Source organism: Methylobacterium sp. DB0501 (assembly GCF_011043735.1).
In the GTDB taxonomy this organism is placed as follows: domain Bacteria; phylum Pseudomonadota; class Alphaproteobacteria; order Rhizobiales; family Beijerinckiaceae; genus Methylobacterium; species Methylobacterium alsaeris.
Genome location: NZ_JAAKGV010000005.1, coordinates 19637 through 42383 on the forward strand (window position 1 = coordinate 19637; position 22747 = coordinate 42383).

A 22747-nucleotide genomic window follows, 5' to 3' on the forward strand; every position below is an offset into this window, starting at 1 on the left:
GTCACCGGTCGCCCCGACGAAACTCATCCCGGGAGGTTCGAGAATGTCCAGCGAATGGCCGTTATGGGAGATCTTCATCCGCGGTCAGCACGGCCTGAACCACCGCCATGTCGGAAGCCTGCACGCGCCCGACGCGGAACTCGCGATCAAGAACGCCCGCGACGTCTACACGCGCCGCAACGAGGGCGTGAGCATCTGGGCGGTGCGATCGAGCGACATCGCGGCGTCGAGCCCGAGCGACAAGGGCCCGCTGTTCGAGCCGGCGAACAGCAAGGTCTACCGGCACCCGACCTTCTACGACATCCCGAACGACGTGGGGCATATGTGATGCCGTCCCTGCCCGACGTGATGACGCAAGACGCCGCCGCCCTCGCCGCAGCGGCCGCGGCCGCGGCCGGCACCCAGCCTGCCCCCGATGCGTCCCACGCGACGCCGCATGACGCTCCCCTGTCGCCGGCCCGCGCCGCCCTGTTCGAGTTCCTGACCCGCATGGGCGACAATACCCTCGTGCTCGGCCATCGCCTGTCGGAATGGTGCGGCCACGGCCCGGTGCTGGAGGAGGATATCGGCGTCGCCAACGTCGCCCTCGACCTGATCGGACAGACCCAGTTCTGGCTCGGCCTCGCCGGCGAGGTCGAGGGGAGGGGGCGCAGCGCGGACGACCTCGCCTTCCTGCGCGACGTCTGGGATTTTCGCAACGTCCTCCTGGTCGAATTGCCGAACGGCGATTTCGGCCGAACGATCATGCGCCAGTTCCTCTTCGACGCCTGGCACGCCGCGATGCTGCAGGCCCTGACGACCTCGTCGGAGGCGCGCGTGGCCGAGATCGCCGTGAAGGCGATCAAGGAGGTCCATTACCACCTCGAGAAGTCGGCCGACCTCGTCGTGCGCCTCGGCGACGGCACGCAGGAGAGCCGCCGCCGGATGCAGGATGCCCTCGACCTGCTCTGGGTCTATGCGGGCGAGTTCTTCCTGGGCGACGCCACCGACGCGGTCCTGGCGGAGGCCGGCATCGCGCCCGATCCGGCAAGCCTCCGGCCCGCCTTCGACGCCACGGTGCTGCCGGTCCTCGCCGAGGCGACGCTCGCGGTGCCGGCCGGATCCTTCGCCCAGAAGGGCGGACGGCGGGGCATCCACACCGAGCATCTCGGGCGGATGCTGGCCGAGATGCAGTTCCTGCAGCGCGCCTATCCCGGCGCGACCTGGTAGGGCGCCATGGACGCTCATGCCCGGCCGGCGCCCGACGAGATCCGAGGCTGGCTCGCCGAGGTGCCGGATCCCGAGATCCCGGTGATCTCGGTGGTCGATCTCGGGATCGTCCGCGACCTCGCCTGGGAGGGCGACACCCTGGTGGTCACGGTGACGCCGACCTACTCGGGGTGTCCCGCGACGGCGGTCATCAATTTCGCGATCGAGGAGGCGTTGCGCGCCCGCGGCATCGGGAGCGTGCGCATCGTGCGCTCGCTGACGCCGCCCTGGACCAGCGACTGGATCGGGGACGCCGCCCGGGAGAAATTGCGGGCCTACGGCATCGCCCCGCCGATCGACGGGACGGCGGCGGACGGCCGGCTGCTCGGGCGGATCGGCCGACTGACCGGGGGGTCGAACCTCACCGTCGCCTGCCCGCGCTGCGGCTCGAACCGGACCGAGCGGGTCAGCCAGTTCGGCTCGACCCCCTGCAAGGCGAGCTGGCGCTGCACCAACTGCCTCGAGCCGTTCGATTACTTCAAGTGTATCTAGAGCAGTACGCGATCGGGCGCTGTTCCCGGTCTTCGATCTGATCGCATTGTCTTCGACGAACCGGTTCAGGCGTCGTCGGACCATGCTCCAACCTGGGAATGCCGGCGGTCATGGCACGCTTCTATCCCCTCGACGTCGCGGACGTCCGACGTGAAACCCGGGACGCGGTGGTTCTCACCCTGAAGCCGCGCGAGGGCGACGCCGCGGCCTTCGCGTTCACGCAAGGCCAGTACCTCACCTTCCGGCGCGCCTTCGACGGCGTCGAGCTGCGCCGCTCGTACTCGATCTGCGCCGGCCGGGACGAGGGCGCCCTGCGGGTGGGCATCAAGCGCGTCGAGGGCGGCGCGTTCTCGACCTGGGCCAACCACGAGCTGAGGCCCGGCGACGTGCTGGAGGCGATGCCGCCGATGGGGGCGTTCCACACGCCGATCGAGCCGGAGGTCGCCAAGCACTATCTCGGCTTCGCCGGCGGCAGCGGCATCACGCCCCTGCTGTCGATCCTCAAGACGGTCCTGGTCCGCGAGCCGCGCTCGCGCTTCACGCTGGTCTACGCCAACCGTCAGATCTCCTCGATCATGTTCCGTGAGGAGTTGGACGACCTCAAGAATACCTATCTCGGCCGGCTGTCGGTCGTCCACGTGCTCGAGAGCGAGACGCAGGACATCGACCTGTTCACCGGGCGCGTCGACGCCGCGAAGTGCGCCGAGCTGTTCCGGCTCTGGGTCGACGTCAAGTCCGTCGATACCGCCTTCATCTGCGGGCCGGAGCCGATGATGCTCGGCATCGCGGCCTCGTTGCGCGAGCACGGCCTGCAGGATTCGCAGATCAAGTTCGAGCTGTTCGCCTCCGGCCAGCCCGGCCGTGCCAAGGCGCGTGCGGCCGCGACGGCGGCCTCGGCCTCGGACTCGCAATGCGAGGCGACGGTGACCCTCGACGGCGCGACGCGCACGTTCCGGATGCCGAAACAAGGCCAGAGCCTGCTCGACGCGGCGCTCGCCAACAGCATGGACGCCCCTTACGCCTGCAAGGCCGGCGTCTGCTCGACCTGCCGCGCCAAGGTACTGGAGGGCGAGGCCGAGATGATCGCCAACCACGCGCTCGAGGATTACGAGGTGCGGCAGGGCTACATCCTGACCTGCCAATGCTACCCGACGACCGACCAGCTGGTCGTGAGCTACGATCACTAAGTCGGGCTGGGGAAATCATGTCCCAGACGATGGAGATCGAGGAGTACCTCTTCAGGGCGAAGTGCCGACCAACCCGTCGAACGCCCCGCCGCGCTATCGCGCCGGGCCTCGAGGCGCGGATCGCAGCCTCGCGGATCGTGCTCGAGACGACCGATCACGCCGAGCGCGTACTCGACCTGATGGGCACCTTCGGGCCCGACACCGCCCGCTACGCCGTCCATCACCCCTGGCTGGCCGCCTCGACCGCGACGTCGATCTCGGCGCGCGCCGCGGCTCGTGGTCGCGACCGGCGCCCGGAACAGCGGCGTCATACCGAGTAGCCTAGGAATGGCTCGCCCCGACCGAGCGTCCGCTGCTGGGCGAGGCTCGTCTGCAGCTTGTCGTCAGCGATCACGGCCTTGAACAGCGGCTTCGGAACGGCGCGGATCTCCTCCAGGTTCTGCCCCTGGGGACGCAGCGTACTGGCGCCGCTGGGCGAGGCGAGCTCGGTCACCGCGCCGGCGAGCTTGGCGACGCCAATCACCGGCGCGTCGTTGGTGCCCGTGCTGGTCACGGTCACGGGCTGGCTCGCGGTGGCGCCCTGGTCGTCCGTCACCAGGACCGTGAAGGTCTCGCTGCGGCTCTCGCCAGCTGCGAGGCTCTCGAGCCTCGTCGCATCGACCGTGTAGGCCCAGGCGACGCTGCCGCCCGTGCCGGCCGTCACCCTGGCCGTCAGGCCGCTGAGGGTCGTGCCCGCGGCGGTGACGGAGGCGGGGTACCCGTCGCCGAGATCGACGTCAGAGAAGCCGATGGTCCCGCTGCTCGACAGGGTGCCGGCCGGGGCCGAGGTGACGGCACCGAGGCTGCCGGTCGCGGTGCCGGACAGTTCCAGCGTTCCCGCCTTCAGGAACGTCCCGCCGGTGAACGTGCTGGCACCGCTCAGGGTCAGCGTGCCGGACCCGGTCGTCTCGAGCGCGCCCGCCCCGCTGAACACGGTGGGCGCGTGGTTCACGTCGACGTCGGTGTGCAGCTCGACGACCGCGCCGGCCCGGATCGCGACGGCGCCCGATCCGAACGCGGCGCCGATGCCGCGCTCGACGAGCCCATCGTCAACAATTACGATCTCGTCGTCGGCCGCGACTAAGCCGGTGTCGGCCGGATCGCCGGGTCCGGCGCGATCGCAATCAGCAACCTGAACGGTACGAGCGCCGGCAGCGGCGGCGTCATCTACGCCCAGGGTTCGGCCGAGTCCGGCTGGGGCGCCTTCAACGCTTCAGGCGGCGGCCTGACGGTGACGAACGAGAGCGCGGCCAAGATCGTCGGCAGCCTCTCCGGCGTCTACGGTACCGCCGCAGCCTCGACCGTCACCGACGCCGGCACGATCGCCTCGGGCAGCTACAACACCGCCACCGTCGCGATTACCGCCGGCGGCACGGCGGGCATCCAACGCGATGCCGGCGGAACGGTCGTCAACCAGGCCCGGGGCTGCAACGACGCCATCTGCGCGGGCGGCGCGCTCGCCCTGACCAATGCCGGCAGCATCCGCAGCCAGGGCGACGCCGTCGTCGCGAATGGCGGCGGCAGCGTCCTCAACACCGGGAGCATCGCCAGTGTCAGCCGAAATTGGTTGCCGAGACGCCGCCGCTGCTGTCGCCGCGCGCGTCGATGCCGATGGCAAAATCGGCGGTGATCGCGCCGCTGTTGGTGACCGAGACCGCCGTCTGGACGCCGTTGAGCGACCCCGAGGTGCCATTCCGGGCGTAGAGCGCGGTGCCACCGCCGCCGACACCGGCCGCGCGGGTCAGGGTCGCGGCGTTGTCGATCTGGATGTCGCCGGTCCCTGAAGTGCCGTGGGACGCGCCGATGATGCCGACGCCCGCATTCCGCGTCGACAGCCTGGTGTGCGTCCCGGAGGCCCTTTCGGGCCGCTCCGGATGATGGACACGCGAAACTGCGTGGGGCAGATCACACGGCGAGATCGCCGCGGGGATGGGAGCATGGTTGGACGCTGGACCACCGCGGCCGCGACGGCGCCGCTCCCGTGACCGGCGTCTCGGCGTCTCCGCGGAGCGGCCTCCTCCTCCTCGGCGTCATCCTCGTGGCGCTGACCCTCGGCGCCCTCGCGCTGCACGTGCCGGGTGCTGACACGGTGGGATCGCCGCTGCGAGCCAACCTCTTCGTGGGCGTGCTGGCGGTCTCGGTGGGTGTCTACCTGCTCGCCGTCCGCGTCGTGCTGCGGCACGCCCTGCCCGTCTCGGCGACGGCGCCCGTCCTCGCGCTGGCGGTGCTCATGCGCCTCATGCTGCTGCTCCAGCCGCCCTTCCTGTCGAGCGACATCTACCGCTACGTCTGGGACGGGCAGGTACAGGCGGCCGGCATCAACCCCTACCTGTATGTGCCGGCCGATCCGGCGCTGACCTCCCTGCGCGACCCCGCCGTCTTTCCGCTCATCAACCGGGCCGATTACGCTCGCACGATCTACCCGCCGGCAGCGCAGGCCTTCTTCGCGATCGTCGGCCGCGTCAGCGCGAGCGTGACCGGGATGAAAGCCGCGATGCTCCTGTGCGAGGGCGTCGCGGTGCTCTGCCTGCTCGCGCTCCTCGCGTGCGCCGGGCTGCCGCGGGTGCAGATCCTGATCTACGTCTGGAACCCTCTGGTGCTGTGGTCCTTCGCCCTCGACGGCCACGTGGACGCGCTGGCGGTCGGGCTGCTCGCGCTGGCCCTCCTTGCCCGTGCGCGCCACCGCGACGGGCTGGCCGGCGCGATCCTCGCCGGAGCGGTCCTGGTCAAGTTCCTGCCGGTCGTCGTGGCGCCGGCCTTCGTGCGGGGCGGGCGACTGTGGCGCCCGGCGCTGGCGGGCCTCGCGGTCATCATCGCGCTCTACGCCCCCTATCTCTCGGCCGGCGCGGGCGTGGTCGGCTTCCTGCCGGCCTACGGGGCGGAGGAGGGCTTCGATACCGGCCAGGGCTTCTGGCTGCTCGCCGGTCTCTCGCACCTCGTGGCCCTTCCCTCGGCGGCGGCCCGGATCTACGCGCTGGTCGTCGCAGCGGCATTCGCGGTCCTGTCCGTGTGTGTTGCGACCCGGACGGCGCCGAGGGACGTGCCGGGCGCGGTCGTGCTGTGCGGCGACGCCGGGCTGCTGGCGGCGCTCGCCACGGCGGCCGCCAGCCCGCATTACGCGTGGTACTATGCGTGGCTGGCGCTGCCCGCCTGCGTCGCGCCGAGCCCGGTCGTGATCTGGCTGTCGGCCGCCCCGGTCCTGTTCTACGTCGATCCGTTCAACGAGCGCTTCGTCTGGCCGGGCCTCGTGTTCGGGCCGGCTCTGATCCTGGCGCTGCGCACCCTCGTGGGATGGAGGAGGACGTCGTGACGCCTCCCGATGCCGGCGTCGAGTCGATCGCCAAGGCCGTGAGCGTCGTCATCCCGACGCTGAACGAGGCCGCGACCATCGGCGCCGTCCTCGCCGAGATCCCGCGCGCGTTCGCGGGCGATCTCATCGTGGCGGATGGCGGCAGCCGCGACGGCACCCGGGAGGTCGCCGCCGCCGCGGGCGCCCGCGTGATCGAGGCGGGGCGCGGCTACGGGCGGGCCTGCGCGGCCGGTGCGGCGGCGGCGCGGCCGGAAAGCCGCGTGATCGTATTCCTCGACGGCGATGGGGCCGACCGTGCCGACCTCATCGACGCGGTGGCCGGCCCGGTGCTCGCCAAAGAGAAGGACTTCGTCCTCGCCTCCCGGACGCGAGGTCGGCGCGAGCCCGGATCGATGATCTGGCACCAGGTGCTCGCCGGGCGCCTCGCGGGCCTCGGCATCGGCGCGCTCACCGGCGTGTCCTACTCCGACATGTGCGCCTTCCGGGCGATCGATCGGGCGGCGCTCGCCCGGCTGGAATTGCGGGAGATGACATACGGCTGGAACATCGAGATGCAGATGCAGGCCGCCCGCGCGGGCCTGCGCATCACGGAGGTCCCCTTGCCCTATCGGTGCCGAGCGGGGGGAGCCTCGAAGGTTGCGGGCTCGCTCGGCGGCACCCTGCGGGCGGGAGGCCGGATCGTGACGACCTTCCTGCGCGTGGCGACCGGCCCAGCGCCGCGGCGGTGAGGCAACCTCTTGGCGGGCGCGGGAGCTCAGCTCATCCGCTCGCGGCGCCAGGCTGCGGGCGTCATCCCGGTCGCCTGCCGGAAGGCGGTCGTGAAGTGCGACTGGCTCGCGAAGCCGAGCGCCAGGGCGATCTCGCTGAGGGGCTCGCGGCCCAGCAGGCGCTCCTGTGCGCGGGCGCAGCGGCGGCGCAGGACGTACCGGTAGGGCGCCTCCCCGGTCGAGGTCCGGAACGCGTGGGAGAAGTAGGGGATCGACAGGCCGACGAGGTCGGCGAGTTCGCCAACCGATAGATCCCGGTCGAGATTGTCCTCGACATGGGCGCGCACGCGTCCGAGTGCGGCCGGCCGCAAGCCGCCGCGCGGCGCCGCCTCCCGCGGCACGGCCTGCCGCAGCAGCCAGCAAGCGACGAGCCCGACGGCATGGTCGATTTCGGCGGCCGAGGCTGCGACCGTACCGCGGCCGATGGCGGCGAGATGAAGGACGAGGCCCTCGACCAGGGGCTCGTACCGGGGCGCCCGCGCGAGCGGGATCAGGTCGGGCAAGCCGGGAAGGCCGGCATCGTCCGCCGCGCGGGCGAGCAGCCGGTCGGGGATCACAAGGTTGAGGTCGCGGATCAGGTCGCGCCAGGCCCAGTCGCCCGGACTGCGTGCGGGCGTGATGCAGACCTGGCCTGGCCGGGCCAATGTGGCGCGGCGCCCGTCGCCGATGTCGCGCGACGCCTCGACCGGCGGGTGACCCGGTACGAGCACGTGGATGACCGTCTCGAGCGAGCCCGGGACGTGCCCGCTCCACGCGGTCATCTCGGCTTCGACGACGGTCGCGCCCGACCGCCCGAGGGACAATCGCTCCCAGGCGCGCCACCTCTGCGCCACGGCCGGGTTGAGGTAGGGAACGTGGCCGATCCGGGACATGCGCGGCCTCCTCACCTCTCTCCGGGAGTGCGTCGCAGCACAGGAAACATTCGCCCGCGTTCGCGTGCAAGCATCCGTAGAGCGTATTCCCCCAGGGGAGCGTCCCCCCGGGCCGTGGATCCCCGGTTCACGAAGTAGCGAGCCTCCGCCGGAACGGCGTACCGGAGGCGAGTTTTTCGCAAGTGCAGCAGGATCTCGAAAGCGAGGCGCGGCCGCGGCCGGTAGTTTGGAAGCCGTTGCCGGCGCGGGCTGCGGCATGAGCGCGATCGTCGCGCCGGCACCAACGAGGGCGGGGACGGGCGGGCCGCATTGCCCGCAACGGAGACGCGGAATCGATGAGTGCGCGACAGGCGTCCTGCGGCGTGGCGGTGATGGCGAAGGCCTCGGCCCCCGGACGGACCAAGACCCGTCTGGTGCCGCCCCTCACCTACGAGGAGGCCGCGGGCCTCAACACGGCGTTCCTGAGGGACGTCGTTGCCAACCTCACGGCCGCCCGCGCAGCAGGGGCGCCGCTGGCGAGCTACATGGCCCACGGCCCCCCCGGCAGCGAGAGCTTCTTTCGCGATGCGCTGCCGCCGGGGACCGGGCTCATCGAGACCTGGCTCCCGGGCTTCGGCGCGTGCCTCTTCCACGCCGTCACCGCGCTGTTCGAGCGGGGCCACGACGCCGCCTGCGTGCTGAACGCGGACAGCCCGACGCTGCCGACCGGCCTGCTGGTGGAACTGACGGACCGGCTGGCGCGCCCCGGCGACCGTGCGGTGCTCGGTCCGGCGGAGGATGGCGGGTACTGGGTCCTCGGCCTCAAGGCGCCCCATCGCCGGCTGTTCGAGGCGATCGACTGGTCGACGGAGCGCGTCGCAGCCCAGACCCTTGCGCGCGCCGCGGAGATCGGGCTGCCGGTCGAGATCCTGCCGACATGGTACGACGTCGACGACCGCGCCGGCCTGCGCCGGCTCGTCGCCGAGGTTCTCCACGGCGATCATCCGGGCCCGGAGATGCCCGCCCTGCACCCGGCGCCGGCTACCGCCGCCTTTCTGCGCGACGCCTTCGCCCGCACCGACCTCGCGGACGGCTTGAACGTCGCCCGCCCGCGGGAGCCGGAGATCGTCTGATGCGACAGGTCCACCGCAGGAAGCCTGCCCCGCGCACGCCGTCGCCGTGTGCGGACACGCCCCCGACCCTCTCTCCGGACGAGCCTCATGACGCATGCCGTCGCCCTCGCGACCGACCCGCGCCGCTACCACGACGCCGCCCCGGCCCGGGTCGGAACCCGCGCCGACGCACCGCCGGTCTGCCTCTACCTGGAGGTCACGAACCGCTGCAACCTGCTCTGCACCACCTGCCCGCGCACCTACGAGGAACTCGAACCGCCGGCTGACATGAGCTGGGAGCTGTTCACCCGCATCGTCGACCAGGTGCCGGGCCTGCATCGCGCGGTCCTGCACGGGGTCGGCGAGCCGATGCTGGTCAAGGACCTGCCGCGCATGGTCCGTTACCTCAAGGAGCGGGGCACCTACGTCCTGTTCAATACCAACGGAACGGTACTCACCGAGAAGAAGGGCCGCGCCGTCATGGAGGCGGGCCTCGACGAGTTGCGGGTCTCCCTCGATGCCGCCAGCGCGGCGTCCTACCGGGCCATCCGGGGCAAGGACTATTTCGGCCGCATCCTGCGCAACGTGCGCACCTTCCGCGAGATGCAGGTGCGCGAGGGGCGGGAGCGCCCACGCGTCTCGGCCTGGCTCACGGGTCTCAAGGAGACGCTCCACGAGCTGCCCGCCTTCGTGCGGGTCGCGGCGGAGATCGGCGTCGGCGAAGTCCATCTCCAGCGCCTCGTCTTCTTCGAGGACGCGGCGACGGGCCTCGCGCGGCCCGACCAGGCGCTCTACGAGCGCATGACGCGGGAGGATGCGGCGATGCTGGAGGAGGCCGCTGCGCTTGCCTCCTCGCTCGGGCTCGCCTTCTCGGCTTCCGGCGCCGCATCCGAGCCGGGCCTGAGTGTCCGGCGGACGGAGGACAAGGCGTCCTGGTCCCTCTGCCGCCGGCCCTGGACGGTGATGTACGTCACCGCCAACGGCCGGGCACTGCCCTGCTGTATCGCTCCGTTCTCGCAGCGCGGCTACGGGAACTACACGCTCGGCGACGCGACCCGGGACGAGCTGCGGGCGATCTGGAACGGGCCGGCCTACCGGGACTTCCGGGCGGCGCTGCTCTCCGACGACCCGCCCCGCGCCTGCGCCGGCTGCGGCCTGCGCTGGAGCCTCTGACATGAGCGGAGCGGCGGCCATGACTGCGAGCTTCGCCCTTGCCGCCTTCTTGACCCGCTGGGCGCCGGGGATCCGCCACGACCTCACGGCGAGCGAGAGCGAGCCCCTCGCCCTCGCCGACCTGCTGGCGCGCGCGGACGACGAGGACCGGGCGCGATGGGAGCGCCTGAGTCTCGGCTACCCGGATCCGCGGGGGGCGTGCTGGCTGCGGGCGGCGGTGGCGGCGCGCCACGCGGTCCTGTCGGGGGACGAGGTCGTGTGCTGTAGCGGCGCGCAGGAGGCCCTGTCCTGCACGGTGGCGTCGCTCGTGCGGCCCGGCGACCACGCGGTCGTCGTCCTGCCGATCTACCAGCCGGCGGAGCAAGCCGTGACCTCGCTCTGCGCGACGACGGGCGTGCCGCTGCGCGAGGAGGCCGGCACCTGGCGCCTCGACGCGGACCGCATCGCAGCCGCCCTCCGGCCCGAGACGCGCCTGGTGCTGATGAACCTGCCGAACTCGCCCACCGGTGCGCAACTCGACACCCGAGGGCTCGAGGACCTGGTGCGTCTCTGCCGCGTGCGCGGGATCTGGCTCGTCAACGACGAGGTCTACGGCCTGACCGCAACGACAGACTCGCTGCCGGCGGTGGCGGACTTCTACGAGCGGGGTGTCAGCGTCAACGGCCTGTCCAAGGGCTTCGGCCTGCCGGGCCTGCGGGTCGGCTGGGCCGCAACCCGCGATCGGGAGCTGCTGGCCCGGATCGTCGTTGCCAAGAGCAGATCGTCGAGCTGCCTCTCCGCGACGAGCGAGGTGCTCGCCCACGTCGCGCTGAAATCCGAGGCGGGCATCCGCGGCCGCAACCGCGCCATCGGCACTCGGAATGCCTCGCGCCTTCGGCAGGTCGCCGCGGGCTGGCCCGGCCTCCTGGAGATGGGCCCGGCCCAGAACCTCGCCTTCGCCTTCGTGCGCTACCGCGGCGCGGACTCGAGCGAGGCCTTCGCCCGCGAGCTGGCGGGGAAGGCCGGCATCCTCGTGCTGCCCGGCTCGCTCTGGCGCTCGCCCCTCGCGCCGGTGGCCGAGGACGGCCTGCGGATCGGCCTCGGCCGGCGCGCGAGCGAGCGCGCTCTCGGGGCGCTCGCCGCCCACCTGTCGCGCCGCGCCGCGGCGCCGGCGGCGTGAGGGGGCCTCAATGGAACGGCTTCGCCAGCCCGACCCGGATCGTTTCCTCCGGCGAGACCGCCGGAGCGGGGCCTGCGTCGGGCAGGGTCTGCAGCTGCTCGGGCGTCAGGTCGAGGAGCGCCACGTGCTCGCCGAGCAGCCCCACCGCCTCGGTCGGAACCAGCACGGTGCGGCCGGAGAGCCAGCCGGTCTCGACGCGGAGGTCGACACCGCCATCCGCCCGCCGTACGGCGCCGCGCACGCGCCCGAGCACGGTCTGCCGCTCCGCCGGTTCGAGGAGGCGCCGGCCCATCAGGTCGCCGGCCCGCACCGCTTGCGGGAAGCGTCGCGCCGCCTTCGCGGCCAGGGCGGGCAGGTCGATCGCCGGCACCGCCGCCACGGCCGGTGCTGTGAGAGCCAACAGGATCATCAACGGATAGCGTCGCACCGGATCCTCCTTCGTGCGGTGACGATCACATAAAATAAAAATCACACTTAGTAAACAAAATAACTCTGTTGTTGGAGCTTACAATATGAATATCCTTGCAATCGATGCCGCGCCCGCGCGAGCGCGACGGCTGCATCCGCTTGCTGTCCGGGTCATGCACTGGACCAACGCGGCCGCGATGATCGTGCTGATCGGATCGGGCTGGGGGATCTACAACGACTCGGTGATCTTTCACGGGCTCCACTTTCCGGTGAAGATCGGGTCCTGGGCGGCCGAGAGCCTGCTCTGGCACTTCGCGGCGATGTGGGTGCTGGTTCTCAACGGCGGCACCTACCTGGTCTACGGCATCGCGACCGGGCGCCTGCGCGAGCGCCTGCTCCCGATCCGCGTCGCCGACGTCGCCGAGACCGTGCGCGAGACGCTGCATCTCAAGCTCGCCCACGAGGACCTGACGACGTACAACGCGGTGCAGAAGATCCTCTACATCGTGGTCATCCTCGCGGGGCTTGCGCAGGTCGTGTCCGGCCTGGCGATCTGGAAGCCCGTGCAGTTCTCAGGACTCGCCGACCTCCTCGGAGGCTTCCAGTCGGCCCGCCTGATCCACTTCCTCGGCATGGCGGTGATCGTCGGCTTCCTCGTCGTCCACGTCGCCCTCTCGCTGCTGGTGCCGCGCACGCTGTGGGCGATGCTGACCGGCGGCCCCGAACTCCCCGCGCGGCGCTAAGGAGCCCTGAGCGATGCGGTCCCTCTTTCGTCCCTCCGTGCTGCCCGACCCGGGGATCCTCGACGATCACCGCCCGCTGATCCGATCGCTGGAAAGGCGGGGGTTCCTGCGCGGGGGGCTGTCGCTCGGCGCGCTGACGATGCTCACCGGCTGCGACGTCAGCGACTCGACCTCGGTCGGAAAGGCCCTGCGGGCCATCTCGGCCTTCAACGACGGCGTCCAGGCGGCCCTGTTCGACCCGAACAAGCTCGCGCCCGAATATCCGTCTTCAGCGGTTCTGAAGCCGCCCCGCTTCAACGCCTACTACCCGGTCGAGGACGTGAAGCCGGTGGACGGGGCCGCCTGGAAGCTGGAACTCGCAGGCCTCATCCAGGACAGGAGCCCCTGGAGGCGGGAGATGATCGCGGCCCTGCCGCAGCGCGAGACGATCATCCGGCACATCTGCGTCGAGGGCTGGGACTATATCGGGCAGTGGTCCGGCGTGCCTCTCCGGACCTTCCTGGAGCGGGTCGGCGCGGATCTCCGGGCGAAGTACGTCGCCTTCAAGACGGCCGACGATTACCCGAGCAGCATCGACATGGCGACCGCGCTGCATCCCCAGACGCTGCTCGCCACCACCTACGCAGGCGAGACGCTGCCCGACCCGTTCGGCTATCCGCTGCGGCTGCGCATGTCGACGAAGCTCGGGTTCAAGAACCCGAAATGGATCACCGCCATCGAGGTGACGAACACTTACCCGGGCGGATACTGGGAGGATAAGGGCTTCAACTGGTTTAGCGGGATCTAGTCCAACGTATGGTGGCGCGCTTTTTGCGATATTTAAAACACGGTGAAGTTCGGGGGCACACGATGACCAGTCTCGCCTCTGTCCGCGGCGGCTGCCGCTGACTCTGTCGCGGCCTCGGTCCCAATGATCGAGTTGCGGTTCTGCGCCGTGGCCTCGACGACGTTATCGTGCTTCAGGAGCATGTTCTTCGGACGAGCAATTTGGACGTCGACGATGTGCTGAACCTTTCGTTCAGTTCGTCAAACACGCCATGCGCTTGGTAGACGGTCCACCCAGCCACGGTTGCCGCCAGCAAAAGCGGAATCGTTGTCTTGGTGGCCGCCTTAAGATCCGAGATCCTTTTTGACCTGATCGACAGTATTCATGGCCTCTTCGTCGTTACGAATTCCGCTCTGCGACACCGGAATGAGACAGCGGATATATATCTGTGGCGAATAGTCAGGCGCGCTTTTATTACGCGATCGTTGATGACGTGCTTTTGGGAAGTGCGTTTTATCTGCCCAATCGAGAGGACGAGACGTCATGTCTGCCTGTCCGCCAGGGCGGCGCATGCCGGGCCGGTCACGAGACGCAAGCCAGCGACAGGGGCGGGCGCACGGCGGTCGGGTCGCCCTCGACCGCGCGCGGGGGGGCTGCGCCCTCGATCCGCCTGATGAGACCGGCGACCTCGGAGACGGGCCGTGCCGGGCTGTAGAGAAAGCCCTGTGCGACGTCGCAGCGCTTGTCCCTGAGGACGTCGAGCTGCTGGACCGTCTCGACGCCCTCGACCGTCACGTTCATCGACAGGGCGCGCGCCATCCGGGCGATGGCCTCGACCACCGCAGCCTTCTCGGGGCGACCGTGCAGGTCGCGCACGAAGGAGCGATCGACCTTCACCTTGTCGAACGGGAACTCGGTCAGGTAGCTCAAGGACGAATAGCCGGTGCCGAAGTCGTCCAGCGCGATGCGCACGCCCGTCGCGCGCAGCCGCCTCAGGTTCTCCAGCACCTCCGGCCCGTGGTCGAGCAGCACCGACTCGGTGATCTCGATCTCCAGGAGCCCCGGCGCGAGCCCGGTCTCCCGCAGCGCGGCGGCCACCTCCTCGTGGAAGCCCGGCATGCGCATGTGGATGGAGGAGATGTTCACCGCCACCCTCAGGTCGGGCCAGCCCCGGGCGTCGGTGCATGCGCGCCTGAGCGCCCAGCGCCCGATCTCGACGATGAATCCGGTAGCCTCGGCGATGGGAATGATCTCGCCCGGCGAGATCCAGCCGTGCCCAGGCTTGTTCCAGCGCAGCAGCGCCTCGAAGCCGGTGACGCGGCCGCTGCGCATGTCGACGAGCGGTTGATAGTGCAGCTCCATCTCGTCCGCCGCGAGGGCCGCGCGCATGTCGACGTCGAGCTGGCGCTGGCGGACCACCCGCTCCTCCAGCGACGGATCGAAGCAGCGCCAGCAGCCCTTGCCGTCCGCCTTGGCGGCGTAGAGGGCAAGGTCGGCGCGCATGAGCAAGCTTTCCGGCTCGATGGCGTCGTCCGGGACGTAGGCGATGCCGACGCTGACACCGATCTCGAGCATGGCCTCATCGATCCGGAAGGGGTGGCGCAACTCGGCCACGATGCGCGAGGCCAGGGTCTCGGCCTCGGGGCGCCCGAGGTCGCGAGCCACCACCGCGAACTCGTCGCCGCCCAGGCGGAACACGCCGTGCGGGCCGCCGACGGCGAGGAGCCGCGCCGCCGCCTCCTGGAGGAGGCGGTCGCCGACGAGATGGCCGCGGTTGTCGTTGACCGCCTTGAAGCCGTCGAGGTCGAGGTAGAACAGGCCGCTCCGGCGCTCGGACGAGCGGACCTCCCGACAAAGCGCCGTGAGCGTCGCCTGGAAGCCGCCGCGATTGGGCAGCCCGGTCAGGGGGTCGTGGCCGGCGAGGAAGGCGATGCGGGCCTGCGCCTCCCGGCTCTCGGTGGCGTCGGAGCCGACGCCGCGGTAGCCGGCGAACGCCCCCTGCTCGTCGAGGACGGGCTTGCCGTTGAGCGTGATCCACCGCGTGCCGCGGGCGGTGGCGAGACGCACGGTCCGGTCTCGGAAGGACGTGCGGGCCTCGATGGCCGTCGCGACCGCCTCGGCGTCCGCGCCGCCGTCGGGTTCGGCGAACTCCCGCAGGATGGCGGGCAGGGTCCGGTGGCGCAGGTCGGCGGGGTCGAGGCCGAGCAGGACGGCCATCGCCGCGCTTGCCTGGCGCAGACGGCCCGACTTGTCGGTTTCCCACAGCCAGTCGCTTGTGCCCTCGGCGAAGTCCTTGAGCAGGAGCCCGATGGTCTCGCTCTGGGCCTGCACCATGACGCGGTCGCGGATGCGCTGGTAGGAGTGACGGCACATCCGGCGCGCGCTCACGAACACGAAGGCCGCGTAGAGGGACAGCAGGACCGCGACGGACCGGCCGACCGGCCCCTCGCAGCCGGCGAGCCCGACGAACATGCCGGCGACCACGGGCGCTACCGCCAGGAGCGCCAAGGAGAAGATCGGACCGGCGACGTAGGCGTGCGAGATCAGGGCGGCGCAGACGGCGCCGACCACGAACCTGTGGGCGTTGTCGAGCGAGGGCAGCAGGACCGCCGGCATGCTCGCCCAGGCGAGGCCCCGTCCGAGCGCCAGACCGTGCAGGACCCGGAACGCCTCGCGCGCACGCGCGCCGTCGTCGCCGAGGCTTCCGCGGTAGCGCCGCGTCGCGACGATGGCCGAGGCGCAGAGCGCCGTCACCGCGACGGCCAGGCCGGCGAGGTAGGCGTGCGAAATCAAGTTCCAGAACATGCCAGCGAGCGCCAGGACGACCGCGGCCTGGGTGACGGCGGAGTACCGGCCGAGCTGCAGCGTCTCGGCAAGCATCGCCGCGCGCGCCGCCTCCTGCATGCGCGCGTTCCCGTCGGACGCGCCTGCCTCGTCCCCGGCATCCGCGGGCAGGATGATGTTGCCCATGGCCGTCCTCACGCGGCCATGGGCGCCGGCTCGCCGAAGGCGAGCAGCGCGTCGACGTCGAGAACGACGAGCAGGCGTCCGTCGACGCGGGACACCCCGGACGCCGGCCCGGGGAAGCCGCAGGTGCCCTTGATGGTGTGCAGGAGTCGGAAGACGTGCCGCATGACGGCCCGGTCGGTGGGGTCGCGGTCGAAGCGGACGATCGCCGCGTCGACGATGTCGAGGTGCTCGGCGCTCTCCGTCGGGAGCTCGCGCAGGATGTCGTCCATCGGTCTTGTCCTCGGGTCGGTGCGGGGGGCGGCAGCCTTCAGGCCGCCATGCTGCGCGAAGCGTCGCGGACGAGGCGCGCCGAAGCGTCCACCTCCCGGGTGGAGGCCGCGATCAGGCCGACGCTCCGGCTGATCTCGGAGACGGCCTGCGTCATGGCCTGCATGCTGGCGGACATCTCCTGCGCGACCGCGGCCTGCTGCTCGACGGCCGTCGAGATGGCGGAGGAGATCTCGTTGACCTCGCCGATGGTTTCGCCGATGCCCGAGATGGCGGCGGCCGCCCGGTTCGCCGCGGCCTGCGTTTCGGCGATCTGGCCGCTGATGCTCTGGGTCGCCTTCGCGGTCTGCGCAGCGAGCTCCTTCACCTCGGCGGCCACCACCGCGAAGCCCTTGCCGGCCTCGCCGGCGCGGGCGGCCTCGATGGTGGCGTTGAGGGCCAGGAGATTGGTCTGCGAGGCGATGCCCGAGATCAGGCCCGCCACGTCGCCGATGCGCTGGGCCGCGGAGGCGAGCCCGGCCACCACGGCCGAGGTGGCGCTTGCCTGCTCGACGGCGCGTCCGGTCACCTGCAAGGCGCGGTTGACCTGCCGGCCGATCTCACCGACCGACGAGGCCAGCTCCTCGGCCCCCGATGCGACGCCTTGGGTGTTGCCCGACGCCTGCTCGGCCGCGCTCGCCGCACCGACGGCCTGCCGCGAGGCCTCCGAGATGGACGCGGCGATGCCATCGAGGTCGCGGTCGATGCCGCGGTGGAGCTCGGCCCGGTGCAGGCGTTCCTCCACCGAAGCGGTGATGTCGACGGCGAACTTGACCACCTTCACGAGGCGGTCGGACGCGTCGCGGACGGGGTTGTAGGTAGCCTGTATCCAGACCTCGCGGCCGCCCTTGCCGACGCGCTTGTACTCGGCCTGCTGGTACTCGCCGCGGCGCAGCCCGTCCCAGAAGGCGCGGTAGGCGGCGCTCCCGCGTTCCGCCGCGTCGACGAACATCGAGTGATGCTTGCCCCTCACCTCGTCGAGGGCGTAGCCGACCACTGCCAGGAAGTTGGCGTTGGCGGTGATGACGGTGCCGTCGAGCCCGAACTCGATGATGCCCTGCGATCGGTCGAGGGCCTTGAGCTTCCCCTCGAAGTCGGCGTTGCGCAGCTTCTGCGCCGTGATGTCGGTCGCGCACTTGAACACGCCGTAGGGCTGGCCGTTGCGCCCGACGAGCGGGTTGTAGCTCGCCTGTATCCAGACCTCGCGGCCGCCCTTGCCGACGCGCTTGTACTCGGCCATCTGGTGCTCGCCCCGGCGCAGGGCCGCCCAGAATTGCCGGTAGGCGTCGCCCTCGCGCTCGGCCGGATCGACGAACATGGAGTGGTGCTGCCCGCGGATCTCCTCCAGCCGGTAGCCCAGGGCCGCCAGGAAGTTGGCGTTGGCCGTCACGACCCTGCCGTCGAGGTCGAACTCGATCAGCGCCTGCGATGCGTCGAGAGCGCTCAACTTGGCCTTGAGCTCGGTGTTCGGAAACAACATCTGACATCCCCGGGCGGAAGGAGTCTGTGCTCCTCTCTTGCCGCCAGGATGGGCGTCCTTTGCTGCCAGGGCCTCAAGCCGATTGGTGAAACACAGGCGTATGCGGCTATTTTTCCCGTCAAGATTCCTGTCTTTTCGGCTGCCTCCCCCCGGCGCAGACGCCGTTCGGCACCTTTCGTGCCATTTCTCCGTATCCGTTTCCCCGCCGGCCTGTGCGTTCGTTACCGGAACCTGACCCCGATCACCGTGCGTCATCTGCTCAGTATCTGACATCCCGTCCAGAGCATCTTTTTGCGCTCGCGGATGCGCATGGGGCTGGAACATATCAACCCTCGTGACCTGTAAGCCGCTTTTTTAACGTGTCCTGCAGCATGCGTATGGCATGTCATCTCGCATCGGCCAGGCTGGGAAACGGAGAACGGGGCGATGCCGACACGTGGACTGATGCGGCGCCCGGCATCGACCGAGACCGGGGCAAGCCCTCGCACCGTATCGTCGCGTCACTTCCTCAGGCTGGTCGAGGATACCGGCAAGGTCGGCTTCTGGTCCGCCGACCTGCGCACGGAGCGCCTGGACGCCTCGCTCGGCCTCTACCGCATCCTCGGCCTCGACCCGGCGTCCGAGATGACGTTCGGCTTCGGCCTCGACATGATCCATCCCGAGGACCAGCCCGCGCACCGCGACCAGATCGCGGTCCTGCGCTCCGGGCAGCCGATCAGCCGCGAGTTCCGCATCATCCGGCCGGACCGGACCCAGCGCTGGATCCTGCACCATGCCGAGGTGATCTTCGGCGCCGACGGCCTCCCGTCCCAGGGCATGGGCGTCGTCTTCGACGTGACCGAGCGGCACGACGCCATGAACGCGCTCATGCAGCGCCACGACCGGCTCAACGCGCTTATCGCCGCCACCGCCTCGGTCTTCTGGGTCAACAAGGCCAACGGCGAGCCGAGCGAGATGCCGCAATGGATGGCCTTGACCGGCCAGACCCACGCGCAGATGCAGGGCCTGGGCTGGCTCGACGCCGTGCACCCGGACGACCGGACCCGGACCCAGGCCGCGTGGATGACGGCGGTCGAGCACACGGAGCCCTACAACACCGATTACCGCGTCCTGTGCGCCGACGGAATCTACCGCTGGTTCAACGCCCGCGGCGCCCCCGTACTCAACCGCGACGGCTCGGTGCGCGAGTGGGTCGGCGTCTGCCTGAAGATGCCGGGCCGGAGCCGCTACGGCGCCCCGATGCCCAGGACCGATGCCGCCGCCTCGCCGGCCGCGGCGGTCGCGGCCCAGCCCGGGACTTCGAGCGTCGACGAGCTTCCCACCGCGGGGCAGATCCGTGCGGCGCGCGGACTCACCGGCCTGTCGAAGGACGACCTGGCGGCAGCGGCCAAGGTCTCGGTCTCCACCCTGAACCGGCTGGAGGACCCCGCCTCCTCCGTCCGCCCGCGGCCCGATACGCTGCTGGCCGTGCGCCGCGCGCTTGAGGAGGCCGGCGTCGAATTCATCTTCGAACCCGGCAAGAAGCCCGGCATCCGGGAGGCGTGAGGACGACGCCGGCCGTTGCCTCGCCTCGCCTGGCCTAAATAGAAACTGGCTCATACGAAATCCGACCGACTGCTCGGCGATCGCTGCGCAATCGCGTTCGCAACGCGGATTTCGGCTTCGTTCAGACGCCGCGCGGGCCGGTGATCCCATTTCCGGAAGTCATCGTCCGCAAATGGGATCATGCCTCTCCGGGAGCGGTAGGGCGCCCGGGCCGGCCGCGCCAGCCATCACGGCTTCGGCGATCCGGGTCATGCCGGTCGCGGCGTCGCGGAGGTTCAATGCCAGCGGATCGTTCGCCGGCATCTCCGAGAGCGCCTTCCCGACGGCTTCCCGGAGCTGGTGCAGGGACCGCGCGAGCGAGCCGGACAGGCAGGCGATCTGCGCCTGGCGCGAGCCGGGATCGAGCCCGGCCGCCAGATCCCGTTCCAGCTGGATGCGAAGGCGGTGCACGCCCTCGGCGGACAGGTCGAGGGGGAGGGCGAGGACGTCGGCCATCGCCGCCTCACGCTGCGCGGATCTTGGAGAGGAACCGGGCGACCTCGCCGCCCAGGTGCTCGGACTGCCGCGACAGGTCCGAGGCCGCCGTCAGCACCTGTGCGGCCGCCGCGCCGGTTTCCTCGGCCGCCCGGGCCACGCCCGTGACGTTGCTCGTCACCTCCCCGGTGCCGGTGGCCGCCTCCAAGACGTTGCGCGCGATTTCCTGAGTCGCCGCCCCCTGCTGCTGGACGGCGGCGGCGATGGAGGTCGCCACACCGTTGATTTCCTGGATGCGCCGGCGGATGCCGTCGATAGCCCCCACGGCACTCCCCGTCGCGCCCTGGATGCGCCCGATCTGGGCGGTGATGTCCTCCGTGGCGCGCGCCGTCTGGCCCGCCAGCTCCTTCACCTCCGAGGCCACCACGGCGAAGCCGCGCCCGGCCTCGCCGGCCCGCGCCGCCTCGATGGTCGCGTTGAGGGCCAGGAGGTTGGTCTGGCTGGCGATGGCGGAGATCATGGCGACCACGTCGCCGATCTTGCGCACCGCCTCGCTCAACTCCTGCACCAGCGACGCCGTCTGCTCCGCCTCGCGGACCGCCTGCCCGGCGAGCTCCTCGGAGCCCGCGACCTGCCGCCCGATCTCGTCGACCGAGGCGCCGAGCTCCTCGGCCGCCGCCGCCACGGTGCCGACATTGGCCGATGCCTGATCGGCCGCCGCGGCGACGGCCGTCGATTGCCGCGCGGTCTCGCTCGCGATGCCCGCCATGCTCGACGCCGTCGCCTGCAACTCGGCGGCGGCGGAGGCGACCGAGGTCAGGACCGAGCCGACCGTCCGCTCGAACGCGTCGGCCATTTCCTCGAGGTCGGCCTTGTGCCGCGCCTCGGCTTCGGCGCGCTCCCGGGCGGCGGCCTGCTCCAGGCGGCGCACCCGCTCGCGCTGCTCGACTTGCGCGGTGACGTCGATGGCGAACTTCGTCACGTGTACCGGCCGCCGGTCGGCGTCGAGCACCGGGTTGTAGCTGGCTTCGATCCAGACCTCGCGGCCGCCCTGGCCGAGGCGGCGGAACTGGCCGGCCTGGTACTCGCCGCGCCGCAGCGCCTCCCAGAAGCGGGCGTACTCGGCACCGGCGCGGTAATCGGGGTCGACGAACATGCCGTGATGCTGCCCGACCACCTCGGCGGCCGTGTAGCCCATCGCGGTCAGGAAGTTGGCGTTCGCCTCCAGCACCCGTCCGTCGAGGTCGAAGCTGATCACCGCCTGCGACCTGCGGATGGCATCGACCTGGCCCTTCAGGGCGGCGGTCTCGACGGTCTGCGCGGTGATGTCGGTGGCATACTTCACGACCCGCGCGACCTGCCCCGACCCGTCGCGGATCGGGTTGTAGGAGCCCTTGATCCACACCGCCGTGCCGTCCTTGGCGACGCGCTTGAACTCCGCCACCTCGGCCCGCCCCGCGCGCAGCCCGTCCCAGAAGGCGGCGTAGGCCCGGCCGTCTCGGGTGGCCGGCTCGACGAACATGCCGTGATGGCGCCCCCGGACCTCGTCGAGCGCGTAGCCCATCAGGTCGAGGAAGGCCGCGTTGGCCGAGAGGATGGTGCCGTCGGGCAGGAACTCGATGACGGCCTGCGACGCCTCGACCGCGGCGAGGCGGCGAGCCTGGTCCTCGCGCTCCAGGCGCGGGGCGGCGTCGGTCCACTCCAGGGCGTGGCCGAGGAAACCACGCCCGCCGGCCACCGGTGCGGCCACGACGTCGAAGCGGCGCCCGCCCAGCGCAACCACGGTCGCGGCGCCCTGCCCGGGCCGGGCCGCGAGCGACCGGCCGTCGGTGTCCCGGCACAGCCCGTCGACGTGGTGGCCGACGACGTCCTCCGCCCGGAAGCCGGACGGACCGTCCGCCACCCGCCGCAGCAGGTCGGCCATGGCCGGGTTGACCGCGACGACGACCCCGTTCGCGTCGAGGTTCATCACCGGCGTGCCGATGGCGGCGAGTGTCGCGGCCCCGGTCCGGCACCGTCTACCCATGACGTCGAGCATGGCAGAGTTTCCCTTTGTCCCGTGGGAAGCGCGGCGCCGACGACTGGTTTCGTGTCGGCCCGAGCGGTATCCCATGATCGCCGTCCCGGGATTGCGGAACTCTGAATTGAATTCTCCATACCTCGCGTGGAACATGCCATTGCGGTGGCATAAGTCGTTAACAGATCCTGATTTATTGCTCCCGGGCACGCTCATGGGAGAAAACGTGCCATGGAACTCACAGACCTGGTGCGGATGTTCGCCGAGCCGCTGGACCTGGCGGTCGTGGTGACCGACGCCGATCTGGAGCGACCCGGGCCGACCGTGCTCTACGCCAATCCGGCCTTCGCGCGCATGAGCGGTTACGCACTTGCGGAGGTGATGGGCGCCACGCCGCGCATCCTACAGGGATCGGACACGAATCGAGAGGCCACGCGGTACCTGCGGCGGCTCCTGCGGGCGGAGGGGCGTTTCGTGGGTTGCCTGCGGAACTACCGCAAGGGCGGTGACGAGTACCTGTGCGAGATCGACATCCGACCGATCCTGGGTCGGAACGGCATCCCGCAGGCCTACATCGCCTTCGAGCGCGAGGTCGTCCGGCGCCGCGGCAGGCCTCCGGACGGGGGGACCCGGCGCTACCGTTCGATCGTCCAGTCACCTCTGCCATGGGTGGGTGACGGCATGACGCTCTTTGCCTGAT

At 70.8% G+C, this 22747-nt stretch carries 22 protein-coding genes and 1 pseudogene; 15 read left to right on the forward strand and 8 right to left on the reverse strand.

Annotated elements, in window-relative coordinates; all coding sequences use genetic code 11:
- The first annotated feature begins 43 nt into the window (after positions 1 to 43).
- The 5 genes from paaB to G4G93_RS35515 all read left to right on the forward strand — a co-directional run bounded on the left by paaB (position 44) and on the right by G4G93_RS35515 (position 3247).
- Positions 44 to 328 (forward strand): 1,2-phenylacetyl-CoA epoxidase subunit PaaB, encoded by a 285-nt coding sequence (gene paaB, locus G4G93_RS08955; protein ID WP_165083272.1) that lies wholly within the window; start codon positions 44 to 46, stop codon positions 326 to 328.
- On the forward strand, positions 328 to 1209 hold the full coding sequence (paaC, locus tag G4G93_RS08960; protein WP_165083274.1) for a 1,2-phenylacetyl-CoA epoxidase subunit PaaC: 882 nt from the start codon (positions 328 to 330) through the stop codon (positions 1207 to 1209). The genes paaB and paaC overlap by 1 nt, the downstream gene beginning before the upstream one ends.
- A 6-nt stretch (positions 1210 to 1215) precedes the next feature.
- Positions 1216 to 1740 carry a 1,2-phenylacetyl-CoA epoxidase subunit PaaD gene (paaD, locus tag G4G93_RS08965; RefSeq protein WP_165083276.1) on the forward strand — a complete coding sequence of 175 codons (525 nt, stop codon included), beginning with the start codon at positions 1216 to 1218 and terminating at the stop codon, positions 1738 to 1740.
- A gap of 110 nt (positions 1741 to 1850) precedes the next feature.
- Complete coding sequence (paaE, locus tag G4G93_RS08970) at positions 1851 to 2927, forward strand: 1,2-phenylacetyl-CoA epoxidase subunit PaaE (RefSeq protein WP_165083278.1); 1077 nt, start codon at positions 1851 to 1853, stop codon at positions 2925 to 2927.
- 17 nt (positions 2928 to 2944) lie between these two features.
- Positions 2945 to 3247 carry a hypothetical protein gene (locus G4G93_RS35515; protein ID WP_312891826.1) on the forward strand — a complete coding sequence of 101 codons (303 nt, stop codon included), beginning with the start codon at positions 2945 to 2947 and terminating at the stop codon, positions 3245 to 3247.
- Here the strand turns inward: G4G93_RS35515 and G4G93_RS08980 are convergent.
- Complete coding sequence (locus tag G4G93_RS08980; protein ID WP_165083280.1) at positions 3235 to 3918, reverse strand: VCBS domain-containing protein; 684 nt, start codon at positions 3916 to 3918, stop codon at positions 3235 to 3237. The two genes, G4G93_RS35515 and G4G93_RS08980, sit on opposite strands and share 13 nt — an antisense overlap.
- Before the next feature lie 279 nt (positions 3919 to 4197).
- Here G4G93_RS08980 and G4G93_RS08985 point away from each other — a divergent pair, with 279 nt between their 5' ends.
- The 3 genes from G4G93_RS08985 (at position 4198) to G4G93_RS08995 (ending at position 7004) form a co-directional block, all read left to right on the forward strand.
- Positions 4198 to 4596 (forward strand): hypothetical protein, encoded by a 399-nt coding sequence (locus tag G4G93_RS08985; RefSeq protein ID WP_165083282.1) that lies wholly within the window; start codon positions 4198 to 4200, stop codon positions 4594 to 4596.
- A gap of 351 nt (positions 4597 to 4947) precedes the next feature.
- On the forward strand, positions 4948 to 6276 hold the full coding sequence (locus G4G93_RS08990; protein ID WP_165083284.1) for a hypothetical protein: 1329 nt from the start codon (positions 4948 to 4950) through the stop codon (positions 6274 to 6276).
- A gap of 38 nt (positions 6277 to 6314) precedes the next feature.
- Entirely contained in the window at positions 6315 to 7004 is a 690-nt protein-coding gene (locus tag G4G93_RS08995) for a glycosyltransferase family 2 protein (RefSeq protein WP_165083718.1), read from the forward strand.
- Positions 7005 to 7030: 26 nt separating this feature from the next.
- On the opposite strand, the gene G4G93_RS09000 is transcribed toward G4G93_RS08995, so the two are convergent.
- Positions 7031 to 7915 carry an AraC family transcriptional regulator gene (locus G4G93_RS09000; protein WP_165083286.1) on the reverse strand — a complete coding sequence of 295 codons (885 nt, stop codon included), beginning with the start codon at positions 7913 to 7915 and terminating at the stop codon, positions 7031 to 7033.
- Between the two features lie 335 nt (positions 7916 to 8250).
- Here G4G93_RS09000 and G4G93_RS09005 point away from each other — a divergent pair, with 335 nt between their 5' ends.
- From G4G93_RS09005 to G4G93_RS09015, 3 genes are all read left to right on the forward strand, one after another.
- Positions 8251 to 9027 carry a DUF2064 domain-containing protein gene (locus tag G4G93_RS09005; protein WP_165083288.1) on the forward strand — a complete coding sequence of 259 codons (777 nt, stop codon included), beginning with the start codon at positions 8251 to 8253 and terminating at the stop codon, positions 9025 to 9027.
- An 87-nt stretch (positions 9028 to 9114) separates the two neighbouring features.
- On the forward strand, positions 9115 to 10179 hold the full coding sequence (locus G4G93_RS09010; protein WP_165083290.1) for a radical SAM protein: 1065 nt from the start codon (positions 9115 to 9117) through the stop codon (positions 10177 to 10179).
- A 19-nt stretch (positions 10180 to 10198) separates the two neighbouring features.
- Entirely contained in the window at positions 10199 to 11338 is a 1140-nt protein-coding gene (locus tag G4G93_RS09015) for a pyridoxal phosphate-dependent aminotransferase (RefSeq protein ID WP_165083292.1), read from the forward strand.
- Between the two features lie 7 nt (positions 11339 to 11345).
- On the opposite strand, the gene G4G93_RS09020 is transcribed toward G4G93_RS09015, so the two are convergent.
- Complete coding sequence (locus tag G4G93_RS09020; protein ID WP_165083294.1) at positions 11346 to 11765, reverse strand: hypothetical protein; 420 nt, start codon at positions 11763 to 11765, stop codon at positions 11346 to 11348.
- 85 nt (positions 11766 to 11850) lie between these two features.
- On the opposite strand from G4G93_RS09020, the gene G4G93_RS09025 reads away from it, so the two are divergent.
- Positions 11851 to 12489: a cytochrome b/b6 domain-containing protein gene (locus G4G93_RS09025; protein ID WP_165083297.1), complete on the forward strand. Its 639-nt coding sequence runs from the start codon at positions 11851 to 11853 to the stop codon at positions 12487 to 12489.
- Between the two features lie 13 nt (positions 12490 to 12502).
- Entirely contained in the window at positions 12503 to 13276 is a 774-nt protein-coding gene (locus tag G4G93_RS09030) for a molybdopterin-dependent oxidoreductase (RefSeq protein WP_165083299.1), read from the forward strand.
- Positions 13277 to 13837: 561 nt separating this feature from the next.
- Here G4G93_RS09030 and G4G93_RS09035 read toward each other — a convergent pair.
- From G4G93_RS09035 to G4G93_RS09045, 3 genes and pseudogenes are all read right to left on the reverse strand, one after another.
- Positions 13838 to 16225, reverse strand: coding sequence for a bifunctional diguanylate cyclase/phosphodiesterase (locus tag G4G93_RS09035; protein WP_165083301.1), 2388 nt, complete (start codon positions 16223 to 16225; stop codon positions 13838 to 13840).
- 107 nt (positions 16226 to 16332) lie between these two features.
- Positions 16333 to 16494: pseudogene (locus G4G93_RS35805) on the reverse strand (Hpt domain-containing protein); the annotation flags it as partial.
- Between the two features lie 38 nt (positions 16495 to 16532).
- Positions 16533 to 18011 carry a PAS domain-containing methyl-accepting chemotaxis protein gene (locus G4G93_RS09045; protein WP_165083305.1) on the reverse strand — a complete coding sequence of 493 codons (1479 nt, stop codon included), beginning with the start codon at positions 18009 to 18011 and terminating at the stop codon, positions 16533 to 16535.
- 426 nt (positions 18012 to 18437) lie between these two features.
- Between G4G93_RS09045 and G4G93_RS09050 the strand changes: the two genes are divergently transcribed.
- On the forward strand, positions 18438 to 19556 hold the full coding sequence (locus G4G93_RS09050) for a PAS domain-containing protein (protein WP_165083307.1): 1119 nt from the start codon (positions 18438 to 18440) through the stop codon (positions 19554 to 19556).
- Between the two features lie 159 nt (positions 19557 to 19715).
- Here the strand turns inward: G4G93_RS09050 and G4G93_RS09055 are convergent, their stop codons facing one another.
- Positions 19716 to 20051 carry a hypothetical protein gene (locus tag G4G93_RS09055; RefSeq protein WP_165083309.1) on the reverse strand — a complete coding sequence of 112 codons (336 nt, stop codon included), beginning with the start codon at positions 20049 to 20051 and terminating at the stop codon, positions 19716 to 19718.
- A 7-nt stretch (positions 20052 to 20058) separates the two neighbouring features.
- The gene (locus tag G4G93_RS09060; protein WP_246736637.1) at positions 20059 to 22068 is read right to left on the reverse strand and encodes a PAS domain-containing methyl-accepting chemotaxis protein; all 2010 of its coding nucleotides are present in this window, start codon (positions 22066 to 22068) and stop codon (positions 20059 to 20061) included.
- Positions 22069 to 22278: 210 nt separating this feature from the next.
- Here G4G93_RS09060 and G4G93_RS09065 point away from each other — a divergent pair, with 210 nt between their 5' ends.
- Entirely contained in the window at positions 22279 to 22746 is a 468-nt protein-coding gene (locus tag G4G93_RS09065) for a PAS domain S-box protein (RefSeq protein WP_165083311.1), read from the forward strand.
- Position 22747: the final 1 nt, after the last annotated feature.